Genomic DNA, 16336 nt, shown 5'->3' on the forward strand with positions numbered 1-16336 from the left:
GTGGCGGTTCACTCTGTTAGTATGCGGTGCTTATCGATCTGGATGGCTGTCTTGCATGACCATACCTCCGTTATTAACCGGCATGCTGCCCGTGAATCAACAGATTTTCCGTCTGTTGCGGCAGGATATCGTGACCGCCAGAATTCCCCCTGGTGTGTTGTTATCCGAAAAGGAAATTTCCAGGCGGTTTGCGGTGTCGCGCCAGCCGGTGCGCGAAGCTTTCATCAAGCTGGCGGAAGCCGGACTGGTGCAGATTCTGCCGCAGCGTGGCACCTTGGTGGTAAAGATTTCGGTGCGTGAGGTGGCGGAAGGCAGCTTTATCCGGCAGGCGGTGGAGTGTGCGCTGGCCCGGAGACTGGCTGAGCAGATCAGCCCTGCGCAGTTGCTGGCATTGGAGCACAATCTGCACCAGCAGCGTTTGGCCGCGCAAGAAGGGCAGGCCGATGCTTTCTTGATGCTGGATGATCAGTTTCATCAGTTGCTGGCCCGCTTTGCCGGGTGTGAGCTTGCCTGGCAAACCATTGAAAGCATTAAGGCAACCATGGACCGGGTGCGTTTTCTTAGCCTGGAGGCGGTGTCGCCACCGGAAGTTCTGATTCAGCAGCATGCGCAGATTATCACCTCCTTGCAGGCACAGGATGCTGATGCGACCGAAGCGGCAATGACGGTGCATCTGCAGGAGATTGGGCGTTCGGTTACGGCGATTGCCCGACAGAACGGTGATTGGTTTATTGACTGAACGATCAGATTTTTATTTGAAACATCATGCAAAAGCCCCGCCAGGTATGTCCAGAGGGGCTTTTGTGTCTAAACAGACTGCTAGCAAATTATTTTAGTGCACTACCAGCAATGTAAATGGCGGCAGGTAGGCCATCGCCGTTACCACCAGGCCGACCAGGCAGGCCAGGGCCAGCGAGTGGAAGAACACATAGCGCAGGATCACGCCTTCCTTGCCGTAATACTGGGTTGCTGTCGAAGCCACCACGATGGACTGGGCGTCGATCATCTTGCCCATCACACCGCCAGCCGAGTTGGCAGCTGTCATCAGTACCGGGGACAGGCCCAACTGGGTGGCAGAAGCCTTTTGCAGACCACCGAACAGCACGTTGGCGGCGGTGTCTGAACCTGTCAGCGCCACACCCAGCCAGCCCAGCAGGGTGCCGAAGAAGGGGTAGAGTACGCCAGTGTGCGAGAAGGCCAGGCCCAGGGTGATGTCCACGCCGGAGTAACGAGTCAGGTAGCCCAGTGCCAGCATGGCCACGATGGTGATCAGCGAGTAGCGCAGCGACCAGAAAGTCTGACCGTACACTTTCACCAGTTCACTCGGGCGGTAGCCCATGATCAGGCCGGACAGAATGCCGGCTACCAGAATGCCGGTACCGGTGGTGGACAGCAGGTTCAGCTTGTAGACGGCGGCTTCCAGGTGCGGCTTAGCCACGACTGGCGGCATCTTCTGTACCAGGTTATGCAGGCCGGGCCACTGAATGTCCAGGGTGAAGATGGCGTCCAGCGCCTTTTTCACGCTAGGCGAACCCCAGGCAAATACCAGTACCGACAGGATCAGCCATGGCAGCCAGGCGCGAATCACGTCGCTGGTGGAATAGCCATGCTTGGGTTGCAGTTCGGTCTTGCCGGCTGCTTCGGCAGCAGCACCGGCCATGGTGCCGGCAGTTGAGGTGTAAACCTCTTGCGGGTGCCACACCTTCAGGAACAGTACCAGCGCAGCAATGGAGCAGACCGAGGCGATCACGGCCACCAGCTCAGGCCCCATGGTATTGGAGACGATCAGTTGCGGAATGGCGAAGGACAGGCCGGCTACCAGGGCGGCAGGCCAGATGCGCATGGTGTTTTTCCAGCCGCAGAAGGCAATCAGCAGCCAGAATGGCACGATGACAGCGAAGATGGTCATCTGGCGACCCACCATGGAGGAAATCAGCATCACGTCGATGCCGGTTACCTTGGCCAGGGTGGTGATCGGGGTTCCCAGCGCACCGTAGGCTACCGGTGCGGTATTGGCAATCAGTGACAGGCCCGAGGCCGCCAGCGGCGAGAAGCCCAGGCCGATCAGCATGGCACCGGTTACGGCTACCGGGGTGCCAAAGCCGCCAGCACCTTCGAAGAAGGCACCAAAGCAGAAGGCAATCAGCAGCAGTTGCAGGCGGCGGTCTTGCGTGACGCCGGTAATGCTTTCACGCAGGATGGCGAACTGGCCTTTACGTTCTGTCAGCTGGTACAGGAAGATCACGTTCAGAATGATCCAGCCGATCGGCAGCAAGCCGTTGGCCGCACCCATCAGGGTGGCACTGACTGCCATGCTGCCGGGCATGCCGAAGATGCCGATGGCAACCACGAGGGAAGTAATCAGGCCCATCAAGGCAGCAATGTGAGCCTTGATATGGAAAATGCCGAGCGCGCCCAGCAGCACGATGACCGGCAGCGCTGCGCACAGCGTAGACAGCCACGGGTTGCCCAGTGGGTCGTAAACGTGGGACCACATGATGGTTCTCTCCAATGATTGTTGGCGTTGATCGGGCTTGGCAGTTGTTGCCGTGCCCCTTATCGAGCGTTCCGCCTGTTTTTGTACTGGTGGCGGATGGCGCAACTGTAGTGATCACGCATCAAGTCGTCATTTAGGGCTTGCCCTTGCGGGTTTACCCTGTATCGGGCCGGAGCAAACGGAGAGAGCAGTTTCAGGCCGGGCTTGTCCTGGTGACAGTGCCTGCATTTTGCGTTGGAATTTGCAGGTAGTCGTTGTGTTGTTCCCGCAGACGGAAAAAGGCAACCCGTTGCTGCAAGGCTTCGGCATGTTGCAGCATCTCCCGGGAAAGTGTGACCAGATTGAGTGACTCTTCGGCATTTTGTACCGAGGAATAGCTTAACTGGTTCAGTGACTGCGATATCTGGTTGATACCGAGATTCTGTTCCTGACTGCTGCTGGTAATGTGTTCCACCAGACGTCGCGTCTGGATGATGGTGTCCTCCAGCATGCACATGGCGCTGCCGGCATGTTCGGCCCTGGCTTTGGTCTGTTGAGATAATTGCTGGATCTCCTGTGCTACATCCTTGCTGCGCTGTGCCAGTTTGCGAACTTCCTGTGCGACCACGGCAAAGCCCTTGCCATGGTCTCCGGCTCTGGCGGCTTCGATGGTGGCATTCAAGGCCAGCAAATCAGTCTGGTAAACAATATCGTCGATCTGCTCTATGCACCGGATGATATGGTGCAGAGCCTGTACCGTATTTTCTACCAGCAGGCGGCCTTCACGGGTGGCCTCAACCGCTGCAACTGCTTGTTGTTCGGTTTGCTGGGCGCTATGCATGGTGGCATCCAGCGTGGATGAGAACTGCTGCAAGGTAGTGGCAATTTCCTCCAGATGTGCCGCTTGACTGCTGGTTTGGTCCCCAACATGGCTGGCCGCATGTTCTACCTGTCCTGTCAGAGTGCGCATGTCTGTTGCAGTCTGGCGGATTCCCTGCATGACAGCGCTCAGACGGCTGATCATGCTGTCTAGTACGCCACTCATGCTGTCTGGACTGGCTTGTGGCAATTGAGTCTGCCACTGCCCTTCGGCCAGCTTACCGATATGCTGCCGGGTTTGTGCCGGTTCGCTGCCCAGCAGGGCAATCAAACGGCGATAGTTCCAGCGTAACAGCAAGGCGACAACGGCCAGGGTCAGTAACAGCGCCAGTGTCAGCAGCTGCCAGTTACGCATATTGCTGGCGGCGGCCTCGTTTTCCAGTTGTGCCTGATGGCGCTGTGCCAGGATGACGGCTTGATCAATGGCGTGACGGTGTTGACTGTATACCTGCTGCATCTGGGTGAAGATGGCATTCAGCTTGCTGCTTTGCTGTTTTTGCAAGGCGGGTATCAGTTGTTGGTTTAGCAGGGTAAAAAATTCACGGCCATATTCTTGCGCCTGTCTAGTCAGCATCTCGTGCAAGCCAATTGGTAAAGCCTGCTGCTGCCAGTATTGATAGTGCTGATGGAATGCCTGTTCGCTAAGTTGCAATTGGCTGATCAAGTGGGCTTGCTGTGCGGCAGGAGCCATGCGGAGCTGGTGAGCCAGCAGGTTGGCCTCAATGATGTAGGAAGGCGGAGGCAGAATGTCTGCTACCAGATCCTTTGCCTGGATAATGCGCTGGTATTGTGGGCCGCCAATGGTGATCTGCCGTATCAGCAGGCTGGCCGCCATGGCTACGCAGGCCAGCAGGCTGGCCAGGATAATGGTGAGCCAGACAAAGCGCTGGCGCACCGAAAACATACGGTGTTGCTTAAGCATGGATGACATTCCCCGATTTGTGCGCATGGCTTCTGCCTGGCTGGCACGGCGCGCTACGCTATTGTTGTCGGGCAAGGTACGGCAGCAGATGCTTGCCGTACTGGAGGCCCATTAACAGAGATAGCACACGTCAGAGGTGTCTTTTAGATTAATACTGGCCGTTAGTATGGTTATTTTGAATTGGCGTGAAATAGCCAAAACTTTGGCTGAATTTGCACTAAGTAGCAGTTTCAGCATGCACTTGTGCTACCGGCAAGGTTTTAGCCTGCTTGCCCTTGCAGTGGCAGGGCTGTCAGCGTGCCGTTGGCATCCAGGCGCAGATAGCCGCCACTGTTGCCGTGCCAGTCGCGGATCACCCAGCGCTCTGCTGTTTGGTCAGCCTGCTGATAGCAGTGGGTGGCCGGGCGGTGGGTGTGACCGTGAATCAGCGTGGGCCAGTGATGGCTATCCAGCAGTTCCAGTACGGCACTATCGGTAACATCGGTAATGGCACTCAGGCCTTGCTGCTGTTTGGCCGCCTCGCTTTGCATGCGGGCCTGCGCTGCAATGGCGTGGCGCTCGGCCAGCGGCCTTGCCAGCATGGCGGCCTGCCAGGCCGGATTGCGGCTCATGGCGCGGAATTGCTGATAAGCGGTATCTGCGGTACACAAGGCATCGCCATGGCTGAGCAGATAGCGGTGACCGTATGCTTCCAGCAGGTAGGGGTCTTCCAGCAGCTGCGCACCGGTGCGGCGGGTGAAACCTGCTCCCAGCAGGAAGTCGCGGTTGCCGCGCATCACATAGAGCGAGGTATGGCGGGAGAACTGCTGCATGGCCGCCAGCATGGCTTGCAAGAACGCCGAGTCATCATCATCCCCCACCCAGTATTCGAACAGGTCCCCCAGGATGAACAGACTGTCAATCCGCCCCTGCCATTGCTGCAAGGTGTCTACAAACAGCTGGCACAGCGCCGGGGTGTCTTCGCTCAGGTGCAGGTCGGAAATGAAGTGATGGCTCATGATGGTTCTATAGCAGCAACAAACGTCAAAAAGATAAAGCAAAGCCAGCCCACCCGAAGGGAGCTGGCTTGCAGGCCGGGCTGCTGTCGGCAGCCCTTGCCGGATCAGATGATCTCGGCTTTTTCCAGAACCACGGCTTCTACCGGTACGTCCTGGTGGCCACCGCTGCGACCGGTGCGTACGGTCTTGATGCGGTCAACCACGTCCTGGCCTTCCACTACCTGGCCGAAGACGGCATAGCCCCAGCCCTGGGTGGATTCTGACTTGAAGTCGAGGAAGTCGTTGTCAGCCACGTTGATGAAGAACTGGGCCGATGCGGAGTGCGGGTCCATGGTACGGGCCATGGCAACGGTGTAGGTCTTGTTGGATACGCCGTTGTTGGCTTCGTTCTTGATCGGATCCCGGGTGTCCTTTTGCTTCATGTCGGCATCGAAGCCACCGCCCTGGATCATGAAACCGTTGATCACGCGATGAAAGATGGTGCCGTCATAGTGGCCGCTCTTCACATATTCTTCGAAGTTGGCGGCAGTGGCCGGGGCCTTGTCGCTGAACAGTTCCAGTACGATGTCGCCGAAGTTGGTGGTCAGTTTGATCATGGGTATTCCTTTATTGGTCTGAAGCGTGGGCTTGATGCTGTGTACTGCCAGCCTGCAGATGGCAGGCTGATGAAGTGGGGGTCAGGGCTTGACCACCACCTTCTGGATCACGATGGGCTCGAAGGGAACGTCATCCATGCCCTTCATGCTGCCGGTGTGGGTTTTGGCAATGCGGTTGACTACATCCATGCCCTTGCTGACCTTGCCGAATACGGCATAGCCAATGCCTTGCGGGCTGGAATTCTTATAGTCAAGAAATTCGTTGTTGGCCACGTTGATGAAAAACTGGGCAGTGGCCGAGTTGGGGTCGGCGGTACGGGCCATGGCAATGGTACCGATGCTGTTCTTCAGTCCGTTGGCGGCTTCATTGGGGATGGGCGCATTGGTTTTCTTCTGTTCCAGCTTGCCGTCAAAACCGCCACCCTGAATCATGAAGCCGTCGATGATACGGTGAAACACCGTGCCGTTATAAAAACCAGCCTTGGCGTAAGTGACGAAGTTGGCCACGGTTTTGGGGGCTTTGGCCGAATCCAGGGTGATTTCGATCACACCTTTGTTGGTGGTCATTTCCACAACCGGGGCCGCGTGTGCCAGCAGGGGCAGGGCGCACAGGGCGAGACTGGAGAGCAGTTTTTTCATGGGCGTGTCTGATGCTATCGGCAGGAACAAAGCCGGATTCTAGCACAGCAGCCGCAATCACGGATGCGGCTGCTTTTATCGCCTTTTAGCCTCAGGATGGCCTGCTCAGGCGGCTCAAACGTCGAAACGCAACGACTTGTCCTCGTCCGCATTCAGCATGTGCTTGGGGGCACCCACGATCAGCGGATCAGCCGCATGGGCAACGCGCGGGTCCTTATTGGGGTAGTCCAGGCTGGCCAGAAAGTGACGGATGCAGTTTAGCCGTGCCCGTTTCTTGTCATCGGATTTCACCACCACCCAGGGCGCATCACCGGTATTGGTGTGGAAGAACATGGCCTGCTTGGCAGATGTGTAGTCATCCCATTTGTCCAGCGACTGAATGTCGATGGGGGAGAGCTTCCAGTGCTTGAGCGGGTCGTCACGGCGCGAGATGAAGCGGCGCAGCTGTTCTTCGCGGCTGACCGAGAACCAGAACTTGAACAGGTGGATGCCGCTGTTGACCAGCATGCGTTCCAGCTGTGGTGTCTGGCGCATGAATTCCAGATATTCGTCCAGATTGCAAAAGCCCATCACCCGTTCCACGCCGGCGCGGTTATACCAGGAGCGGTCGAAGAACACGATTTCGCCGGAAGACGGCAGATGTTCGATATAGCGCTGGAAATACCACTGGCCACGTTCGCGTTCGGACGGTTTTTCCAGTGCCACCACCCGCGCACCGCGCGGATTGAGGTGTTCCATATAGCGCTTGATGGTACCGCCCTTGCCGGCTGCGTCACGGCCTTCAAACAGGATGACGATTTTCTGCCCGGTTTCCTTGACCCAGTTTTGCACCTTCAGCAGCTCGATCTGCAGCTCCATCTTGATCTTTTCGTACTCGGCCCGGCGCATGCGGGTGCGATAGGGAAAGCTGGCTGGCAGTTCTGCGGTGCTGCTGTCCTCGCTGGTGCCGCGCGGCGCTTCAGCCACCTGCAGGGCAACCGGCTGCTGGCTGATGGTTTCGATGGCCTTGACCGATTCCTGATGCACGCGCTTGACATTGCTCTGGCGACTGCTGGGGCTGCGGGCAGGCTTGCGGCTGGTGGTCGGGCTGGCCGTGGTTTTGCTCTCGGTGGCAGTTTCTGTATCGGTAAGCGCAGTGATGGCGGGATCGATATTCTTGTCTTGCGTCATGTTTTCCCCTCATGCTGAAGTGGTCTTGAAACCATGCTACGCCTGTTGAATAGGGGTGTCGATATGCCTCTGCCATGGCTGCACAGGCCGCAGAAGAGTGCCTGAATGGCACGTGTCACTTGCACTGCGCGAGGCCGGCGTCGATGATGGCAATACAAACGCGCAAGCACGGCACTCTTTGCTGCAGCTTGCCATCACTGAAAGTCGCACCATGTTAAGTACGGGTTTTCGCCCTCGTCTTGTTGATACCCTGAAAAGCTATAACCGCCAGTTGCTGCGCGATGACATCATGGCTGGCATTACTGTCGGCATTGTCGCCTTGCCCTTGGCCATGGCCTTTGCCATGGCTAGCGGCGTCACACCGCAGGCGGGCATTTTCACTGCCGTGATTGCCGGTTTTCTTGCTGCAGTGCTGGGGGGAAGCCGCTTGTCGGTCACCGGGCCTACCGGGGCCTTCATCGTCATCATCTACGGCATTGTGGCCAAGTATGGCGTGGCCAACCTGCTGATCTGCACCTTCATGTCCGGCGTGATGCTGGTGTTGATGGGCATTTTCCGGCTGGGGCAGGTGATCCGCTTTTTTCCGTTACCGCTGATTACTGGTTTTACCAATGGCATTGCGGTGCTGATTTTCCTCACCCAGCTGAAAGACTTTTTTGGCCTGCCGGTGGAAAAGATGCCGGCGGGCTTCTTTGCGGTGATGCAGGTATTGCGTGAGCAACTGGGCAATTTCCACTGGCCGACCTTGCTGCTGTCTGCGGCCAGCTTGCTGCTTATCCTGCTATGGCCAAAGAGACTCAACCGCCTGTTGCCCGCACCCTTTGTCGCACTGATTCTGGCGACGCTGGCCACGGCCTTGTTCAGCCTGCCGGTGGCCACGCTGGGCAGCAAGTTCGGTGGCATTCCGCAAGGCTTGCCCAGCTTTGGCGGGCTGGATCTGGACCCGACCCATCTGTCCGACCTGCTGGCACCGGCCTTTACCATTGCCCTGCTGGGGGCCATCGAGTCACTGCTGTGTGCCGTGGTGGCCGACAGCATGACGTCTGACAAGCACGACTCCAATCAGGAGCTGATCGGTCAGGGCATTGCCAATATGGTGGCCCCGTTTTTTGGCGGCATTCCGGCGACCGGAGCGGTGGCGCGCACTGCCACCAATATCAGCAACGGGGGCAAAAGCCCGGTGGCTGCCATGGTGCATGCCTTGTTGCTGTTGTTGATTTTGCTGGTGGCTGCACCCCTGGCGGCCAGCATTCCCCTGGCGGTGCTGGCGGCCATCCTGATTTCGGTGGCGCTGAAAATGGGGGATTGGGATATCCGCAAGGCCTTCCAGTTTCCCAAGCGCGATACCGCAGTGTTGATTGTCACCTTTGTGCTGACCGTGGTGTTTGACCTGACGGTGGCGGTGCAGATTGGTCTGTTGATGGCGGCGGTGTTCTTCATCCGCAGCATGGCCAGCCACACCTCGGTCAACCGTTTGTTGCCCGAATATGCGCAGTTGTTCGAGCGCCACACCATAGCCGGCAAGCATGTGCCGGATGGTTGTGCGGCTTTCCGGGTGGAGGGTGCACTGTTTTTCGGCGCGGCGGACAGTGTGGAAATCATTCACCAGCAGGCCGAGCAGGCGCGCGTCATCATTTTGCAGTTGCACCGGCTGGTGATGCTGGATACCACCGGTCTGCTGGCGCTGGACAGTCTGAACGACAAGCTGCGGGTGCAGGGCAAGACGCTGATTTTGTGTGGTGCGACCGATGAGGTGCTGGACATGCTCAAGGGGTCGCGTCTGGTGGATGATCTGGGCGCGGACAATCTGCAGCCGGACCTGGCAGCCGCCTTGCAGCGTGCCGAACAGTTGCTGACCAGCGGTGTGGTGTGGGGCTAGCCGCAGGCTTAGAGCTGACCCTCTTCGCGCAGCACCTGTTGCAAGGCCTCGAAGCAGTGCGGATCGATGGCGACATGCAGGTTCTGCTGCATGATCTCTAGTGTTTTGGCCACTGGTGTGGCCGGGTGGTAAGGGCGCTCGGCATTGATGGCGTCAAAAATGTCGGCGGTGGTGATGATGCGGGTTTCCAGTGTGATGGCGTCCCCTGCCAGACCGCGTGGATAGCCCTTGCCATCCAGTCGTTCGTGGTGGGCGGCGGAAACATCGGCCAGCTCGGCAAACACCTGCATGCGGCCAAGAATGGCATGGGTGTAGCTGGCGTGTTTTTGCACCGCGGCCCATTCCTCGGCATCCAGCTTGCCGGGTTTGTCCAGAATGCGGTTGCTCACTCCCAGCTTGCCTACATCGTGTAGCAGGGCGCCGCGTTTGAGCCAGCGGCGGCGCGCATCATCCAGGCCCAGGGTGGCGGCGATACGGTCGGCATAATGACCCACCCGCTGGCTGTGACCGGCGGTGAAGGGGCTTTTCGAGTCGACCACCTGGCCGAAGCCCTCGGCGATTTCATCCAGATAGTCTTCATCCACCTCGACTTGATGCTGCGCCGGCTCCAATGCCAGCACCGCCTGATCGACTGCAGCAGATTCCAGCACCTGCCAGAAGGTTTCGTCCTGGGCCACACTGGCAAAGCAGGCCACCAGCGTGGGATCAAACCAGTGGCCGGCGCGCTGCTGTGCCTCGGCCACGGCACCGTCGCGGCCGCTGGTGATATGGAATACATCGATGACCTGCGCCAGCAGGGCAATGCGGGCATTCAGCGGAATGGCCTCACCCTGCAAACCCAGCGGCCGGCCAGAGCCGTCCCAGTGCTCGTCCAGTGACTGGATGCCGCGTGCCACGTTTTCATTGAAGCGCAGTTGGCGGGCGATATCCGCGCCACGGTAGCAGCGGGTCTGGATCAGTTCGTCGGCAATTTCCTTGCCATGGCGCAGGATATTGGTGATGGAGGCCAGCCGCTCCGACCAGCCGGCATGGCGGCCGGTATGGTTGAGCACAAAACCCAGCTTGTCCGGCAGGGTATTGCCGACCCGTTTGAAATCCTGTTTGAACTGGCGGTCGTCCACCAGGTACAGCGCGCTGATGCGGGCGGCATTGCTGCTGCAGCCCAGGTCCTTCAGCAAGATGGCGTAGTACAGCTCCCACAGCGACTGGCTGTCCAGCCCGATGGCACGGCCAATGTGCATGCCTATCCAGCAGCTGCGTACGCAATGGCCTTCTGGCTGGCCTTCGGTGATATCCAGTGCGTAGCTGAGCGAGCCCAGTAGTTCCGCCAGCTTGAGTGAAGCCCCCATGCGCCTGTCCTGTATTGAATGCGTTTGGCTGCTACTTTAGCCTTTGTGTACGGGCTCTGCCCAATAAAAAACGGCATCGTCAGATCACGATGCCGTTGTTGCAAGCAAGGGTGCGCTGCTGTCAGCGCTTGTTCTTGCTGCGGGGGTTGCCTGTGCCAGTACCTGTCGGCTTGCTGCCCGGCTTGGCACCCGGACGGCCAGTGGCTTGCGGACGGCCACCCATCGGCTTGCCGTGTGTTGCCGCCGGCTTGCTGCCCGGGCGTCCTGCTGCCGGTTTGCCGGTTTGCGGGCGTGCTCCCGGCGCACCCATGCGATGGCGGATGGCTGCCGCCTTGTCACCCGGCGGGGTGGGCGGAATCAGGCAGTGCTTGCTGTGGCCGATCAGGTCGCTGCGGCCCATGTCGATCAGCGCATCGTGGATGATCTGCCAGTTGTCCGGGTGGTGATAGCGCAAGAAGGCCTTGTGCAGCTTGCGGCGATAGCCGTCGCGTACCACGTCCACCTTTTCCGAACTGCGGCTCAGTTTTTTCAGCGGATTGCGGCGGGTATGCCACATGGTGGTGGCCATGGCCATCGGGGTCGGGGTGAAGGTTTGTACCTGATCCAGGCGGAAGTTGTTCTTCTTCAGCCACAAGGCCAGATTCATCATGTCCTCATCGCTGGTGCCGGGGTGGGCGGCGATGAAGTAGGGAATCAGGTACTGCTCCTTGCCCGCCTGGCGGCTGAAGCGTTCGAACAGCTCCTTGAACTTGTCGTAAGCGCCCATGCCCGGTTTCATCATCTTGGACAGCGGGCCGTCTTCGGTGTGTTCCGGGGCAATTTTCAGATAGCCGCCCACATGGTGCTGCACCAGTTCCTTGATGTATTCGGGCGAACGCACCGCCAAGTCGTAACGCAGGCCGGACTGGATGTTGATCTTTTTCACGCCCGGCAAGGCACGCGCCTTGCGGTACAGCTGGATCAGATGGCTGTGGTCGGTACCCAGGTTCTCGCAGATGTCCGGGAATACACAGGACAGCTTGCGACAGGAGCGCTCGATGTTCGGGTCCTTGCACGACAGGCGGTACATATTAGCCGTTGGGCCGCCCAGGTCGGAGATGTGGCCGGTAAAGCCCGGCGTCTTGTCGCGGATTTCCTCGATCTCGTGCAGGATGGATTCTTCCGAACGGCTCTGGATGATGCGGCCTTCGTGCTCGGTGATGGAGCAGAAGGTACAGCCGCCAAAACAGCCGCGCATGATGTTGACCGAGTACTTGATCATTTCCCACGCCGGAATATGCGCATCGCCATAGCTGGGGTGCGGATTGCGGGCGTAGGGCAGGCCGTAGACGAAGTCCATTTCCTCGGTGGTCAGCGGAATGGGCGGCGGGTTTAGCCACACATCGCGGCTGCCGTGCAACTGTACCAGTGCACGGGCATTGCCGGGGTTGGATTCCAGATGCAGGGTGCGGCTGGCGTGTGCATACAGCACCGGGTCGTGCGCCACGGCTTCATAGGCCGGAATGCGGATGACGGTTTTGGCGCGTTCGGCGCGGCGTTTGGCCAGGCGCTCTTCGCGCGATTCGATGCGGATCACCTGCGGCGCAGTCGGGTCGCTGTCCTTGGTTGCTTCGGCGGCCTGCTCCGGGATTTCCTGGTACGGGTTCAGGTGTACGTCAACCTTGCCCGGCGTATCCACCACGCTGGAATCCATTTCCTGCCATTCTGCATCCGGCAGCCAACCTTGCTGTACCACAAAGGCGGTGCCGCGGATATCACGCATTTCCGAGAGCTTTTCGCCCTTGGCGGCGCGATGGGCGATTTCCACCAGTGCCCGTTCGGCATTGCCATACAGCAGGATGTCGGCCTTGGAGGTGATCAGCACCGACTGACGGACCTTGTCGCTCCAGTAGTCGAAGTGGGCGATGCGGCGCAGGCTGGCTTCGATGGAACCAATCATCACCCCCACGCCGGGATAGGCTTCGCGGCAGCGCTGGGCATACACGGTGACGGCACGGTCCGGGCGCTTGTTCGGTTCGGCATTGGGGGTGTAGGCATCATCCGAGCGCGGACGACGATCCGCCGTGTAGCGGTTGATCATCGAATCCATATTGCCGGCGGTGACGCCAAAAAACAGATTGGGCTTGCCCAGCGCGCGGAAGGGTTCGGCCGACTGCCAGTCCGGCTGCGCGATGATGCCGACACGGAAGCCCTGGGCTTCCAGCAAACGGCCCACCAGCGCCATGCCAAAGCTGGGATGGTCGATATAGCAGTCGCCGGAAATCAGGATGATGTCACAGGAATCCCAGCCCAGCTGGTCCATTTCGGCGCGGCTCATCGGCAGGAAAGGGGCAGTGCCAAAGCGGCTGGCCCAGTACTTGCGGTAAGAGGTAATCGGTTTGGCGGCGGCTGGCTGTGTCGTCATGCTGAATGAAAGCGGCTGGTGGCGCAGGTGGATAAGCAACCGGGCATTATGCCGTACTTTTGGATTTTTATCAGTATAAATTGTTGTTTTTAATGGCGAATTGCCATGATGGGAGTAGGGGTGGAGGGCAATATTTTCCGTTGAAATCAGTTGTTTGGCGGTTTTACCGCCCTGCAAGCGCTGCCGGAGTGTGACCTTGGCCGCAGTTTGGCGTAGGCTTGCGGATTGTCTTGGTTTGTCATGCTGATGTGTTGTATTGCTTCACATCAGCCACATACAGCACAGGAAACATTGCGCATGAGCAGTCAGATCATCCATCTGGACGGAAAAACGTCTGAATCCCAAGTAGCTGAGCTGGAAAGCGGCAAGGTACTGTTTCTGCCGCAGCTGGACTTTGCCATCCAGCCTGCCGAACTGGCCTTGCTGAACCCGGCCATTGCCGACCCTAAACGCAAGAACATCAGCCTGGAGCCGCAAGATGGTGGCAAGTTGCATGGCGTGGCCGACCCGGCCAACGAAGCCGCAGTGCGCGCCTTGATTGCCCGCTATCGCGACAGCGCCTTTGCCCTGGTCGATCAGTTGCTGCCGGAATACCGTGGCAAGCTGCGCGCCGCACCCACCAGCCTGCGCCTGATGCGGGTGGAAAATCGCCAGACGTCCTGGCGCAAGGACGACAGCCGCCTGCACGTGGATGCCTTCCCGTCCCGCCCCACCTATGGCGAGCGCATTCTGCGCGTGTTCTACAATGCCAATCCCAATGGCGAGCCGCGCGTATGGCGGGTGGGCGAGCCGTTTGCCGACATGGCACGGCGCATGCTGCCACGGGTGCCTTATCAATGGCCGGGATCGGCGGCGCTGATGGCGGCGCTGAAAATCACCAAGCGCAAGCGCAGCGCCTACGACCACCTGATGCTGCATCTGCACGATGCGATGAAGGCGGACATGGACTACCAGCGCACCTGCCCGCAGGAAACCATGCCGTTTCCGCCCGGCTGCGGCTGGGTGTGTTTCTCCGACCATGCCTCGCATGCGGTGATGTCCGGCCAGTTCATGCTGGAGCAGACATTCTGGCTGGCCGCGCAGGACATGGCCGACCCGGCACGCTCACCACTGGCCGAATTGCAGGCCATCACCGGGCGCAAACTGCTGTAAACCCGGCAGGCGGACGGCAGCGCCAAACGCCAGTCTGCCTGCTTTTCTCCGGCAAAACCGGCCATGCCGGGACTGCTACTCCCCAGCAAGGGCAAATCGGTTACAATCACCGATTGCTTTCAATCAGTCTGCAGCCAGAATCATGAGCACGGAAAACAACGCGCCAGTAGTCAGCAACTTCATTCGCAACATCATTGACGAGGACCTGGCTTCGGGCAAGCACAGCGCCATCGTCACCCGCTTCCCGCCGGAGCCCAATGGCTACCTGCACGTGGGTCATGCCAAATCCATCTGTCTGAACTTCGGTCTGGCCGAAGACTATCAGGGCAAGTGCAATCTGCGCATGGACGACACCAATCCGGAAAAAGAGTCGGACGAATTCGTGCAGTCCATCAAGGACAGCGTGGAATGGCTGGGTTTCAAGTGGGATGGCAATGTCCGTTTCGCCTCGGATTACTTCGATGCGCTGTACGACTATGCCGTCGAGCTGATCAAGTCGGGCAAGGCCTTTGTCTGCGACCTGAACGCCGAGGAAATGCGCGCCTATCGCGGCAGCCTGACCGAGCCTGGCAAGAACAGCCCCTTCCGCGACCGTAGCGTGGAAGAGAACCTCGACCTGTTCACCCGCATGCGTAACGGCGAATTCCCGGACGGCAACAAGACCCTGCGCCTGAAAATCGACATGGCCTCCGGCAACGTGAACCTGCGCGACCCGGTGATCTACCGCATCCGCCGCGCGCATCACCACCGTACCGGCGACAAGTGGTGCATCTACCCGATGTACGACTACACCCACTGCATCTCCGATGCGCTGGAAGGCATTACCCACAGTCTGTGCACGCTGGAATTCGAAGACCATCGCCCGCTGTACGACTGGGTGCTGGACAACATCACCATTCCTTGCCACCCGCGTCAGTACGAATTCTCCCGTCTGGAGCTGCTGTACGCACTCACCTCCAAGCGCAAGCTGCAGGCGCTGGTGACCGATGGCCTGGTGGATGGCTGGAACGACCCGCGCATGCCCACCATCGAAGGCATGCGTCGCCGCGGTTTCAGCCCGGCCGGCATTCGCCTGTTCGCCCAGCGCATTGGCGTATCCAAGGGTGAAAACATCATCGACATGAGCGTGCTGGAAGGCGCCGTGCGCGAGATGCTGGAAAACGAATCGCCGCGTGTGATGGCCGTGCTGGACCCGATCAAGGTGACCCTCAGCAACTTCGATGCCGCCGTGACTGCCAGCCGCAGCGCGCCTTTCCATCCGCATCACCCGGAATTCGGCGAGCGCGAAGTGCCGATCGCCCGTGAAATCTGGATTGAACGTGATGACTTTGCCGAAGTGCCGCCGCCCAAGTGGCAGCGCCTGACCGCCGGTGGCGAAGTGCGCCTGCGCTACAGCTATGTCATCAAGTGCGATGAAGTGATCAAGGATGCCGACGGCAAGGTGGTGGAACTCAAGTGCTCCATCGACCACGACACCCTGGGCAAGAACCCGGAAGGCCGCAAGGTCAAGGGCGTGATTCACTGGGTATCGGCCGAACATGCCATTGAAGCTGACGTCCGTCTGTACGACCGCCTGTTCACCGAGCCGCGTCCGGATGCGGTGCGTGGTGAAGATGGCGAATATGTCGACTTCCGCCAGTTCCTCAACCCGGAATCACTGAAAACCGTCACCGCCTATGTGGAAGATGCCGTGCTGAAGGCAGCCCCGGAATCGCGCTTCCAGTTTGAGCGCCTGGGTTACTTTGTCACCGACCGTTACGACCATCAGCAAGGTGTGCGTGCGGTGTTCAACCGTACCGTCGGTCTGCGCGATAACTGGAGCAAGTAAATTTTGCCCAAACAAGCAAGTCAGTACTGACTTGCTTGGCGCGG

The 16336-nt window shown here is 59.1% G+C and carries 12 protein-coding genes; 4 read left to right on the forward strand and 8 right to left on the reverse strand.

Translation table 11 applies throughout. The annotated features are described in order from the left end of the window. Positions 1 to 91 precede the first annotated feature (91 nt). Positions 92 to 739, forward strand: a complete 648-nt coding sequence (locus QVF59_RS08030; RefSeq protein ID WP_287878705.1) for a GntR family transcriptional regulator — start codon at positions 92 to 94, stop codon at positions 737 to 739. Between the two features lie 93 nt (positions 740 to 832). Here QVF59_RS08030 and QVF59_RS08035 read toward each other — a convergent pair whose 3' ends face one another. The 6 genes from QVF59_RS08035 to ppk2 all read right to left on the reverse strand — a co-directional run bounded on the left by QVF59_RS08035 (position 833) and on the right by ppk2 (position 7482). Beyond that, complete coding sequence (locus QVF59_RS08035; RefSeq protein WP_159878553.1) at positions 833 to 2497, reverse strand: L-lactate permease; 1665 nt, start codon at positions 2495 to 2497, stop codon at positions 833 to 835. 193 nt (positions 2498 to 2690) lie between these two features. Then, the gene (locus QVF59_RS08040; protein WP_287878708.1) at positions 2691 to 4277 is read right to left on the reverse strand and encodes a methyl-accepting chemotaxis protein; all 1587 of its coding nucleotides are present in this window, start codon (positions 4275 to 4277) and stop codon (positions 2691 to 2693) included. A gap of 260 nt (positions 4278 to 4537) precedes the next feature. Beyond that, positions 4538 to 5275, reverse strand: coding sequence for a UDP-2,3-diacylglucosamine diphosphatase (locus tag QVF59_RS08045; RefSeq protein WP_287878710.1), 738 nt, complete (start codon positions 5273 to 5275; stop codon positions 4538 to 4540). Between the two features lie 104 nt (positions 5276 to 5379). Continuing rightward, entirely contained in the window at positions 5380 to 5871 is a 492-nt protein-coding gene (locus tag QVF59_RS08050) for a peptidylprolyl isomerase (RefSeq protein WP_159878547.1), read from the reverse strand. 81 nt (positions 5872 to 5952) lie between these two features. Next, positions 5953 to 6510 (reverse strand): peptidylprolyl isomerase, encoded by a 558-nt coding sequence (locus QVF59_RS08055; RefSeq protein ID WP_159878545.1) that lies wholly within the window; start codon positions 6508 to 6510, stop codon positions 5953 to 5955. 114 nt (positions 6511 to 6624) lie between these two features. Further along, complete coding sequence (gene ppk2 / locus QVF59_RS08060) at positions 6625 to 7482, reverse strand: polyphosphate kinase 2 (RefSeq protein WP_287878918.1); 858 nt, start codon at positions 7480 to 7482, stop codon at positions 6625 to 6627. A 310-nt stretch (positions 7483 to 7792) separates the two neighbouring features. Here ppk2 and QVF59_RS08065 point away from each other — a divergent pair, with 310 nt between their 5' ends. After that, positions 7793 to 9559 (forward strand): SulP family inorganic anion transporter, encoded by a 1767-nt coding sequence (locus tag QVF59_RS08065; RefSeq protein WP_287878713.1) that lies wholly within the window; start codon positions 7793 to 7795, stop codon positions 9557 to 9559. 8 nt (positions 9560 to 9567) lie between these two features. On the opposite strand, the gene QVF59_RS08070 is transcribed toward QVF59_RS08065, so the two are convergent. Both QVF59_RS08070 and QVF59_RS08075 read right to left on the reverse strand, forming a co-directional pair. Continuing rightward, a complete protein-coding gene (locus QVF59_RS08070) occupies positions 9568 to 10908 on the reverse strand; it encodes an HD-GYP domain-containing protein (RefSeq protein ID WP_287878716.1) in 1341 nt (446 codons plus the stop codon). Positions 10909 to 11029: 121 nt separating this feature from the next. Continuing rightward, a complete protein-coding gene (locus tag QVF59_RS08075) occupies positions 11030 to 13312 on the reverse strand; it encodes a YgiQ family radical SAM protein (RefSeq protein ID WP_287878718.1) in 2283 nt (760 codons plus the stop codon). 297 nt (positions 13313 to 13609) lie between these two features. On the opposite strand from QVF59_RS08075, the gene kdoO reads away from it, so the two are divergent. Both kdoO and QVF59_RS08085 read left to right on the forward strand, forming a co-directional pair. Next, positions 13610 to 14464, forward strand: coding sequence for a Kdo hydroxylase KdoO (gene kdoO, locus QVF59_RS08080; RefSeq protein WP_287878721.1), 855 nt, complete (start codon positions 13610 to 13612; stop codon positions 14462 to 14464). A gap of 142 nt (positions 14465 to 14606) precedes the next feature. Beyond that, a complete protein-coding gene (locus tag QVF59_RS08085) occupies positions 14607 to 16292 on the forward strand; it encodes a glutamine--tRNA ligase/YqeY domain fusion protein (protein ID WP_287878723.1) in 1686 nt (561 codons plus the stop codon). The last annotated feature ends 44 nt before the right edge of the window (positions 16293 to 16336 follow it).

It is taken from the genome of Aquitalea sp., from assembly GCF_030150775.1.
Classification (GTDB): Bacteria; Pseudomonadota; Gammaproteobacteria; order Burkholderiales; family Chromobacteriaceae; genus Aquitalea; species Aquitalea denitrificans.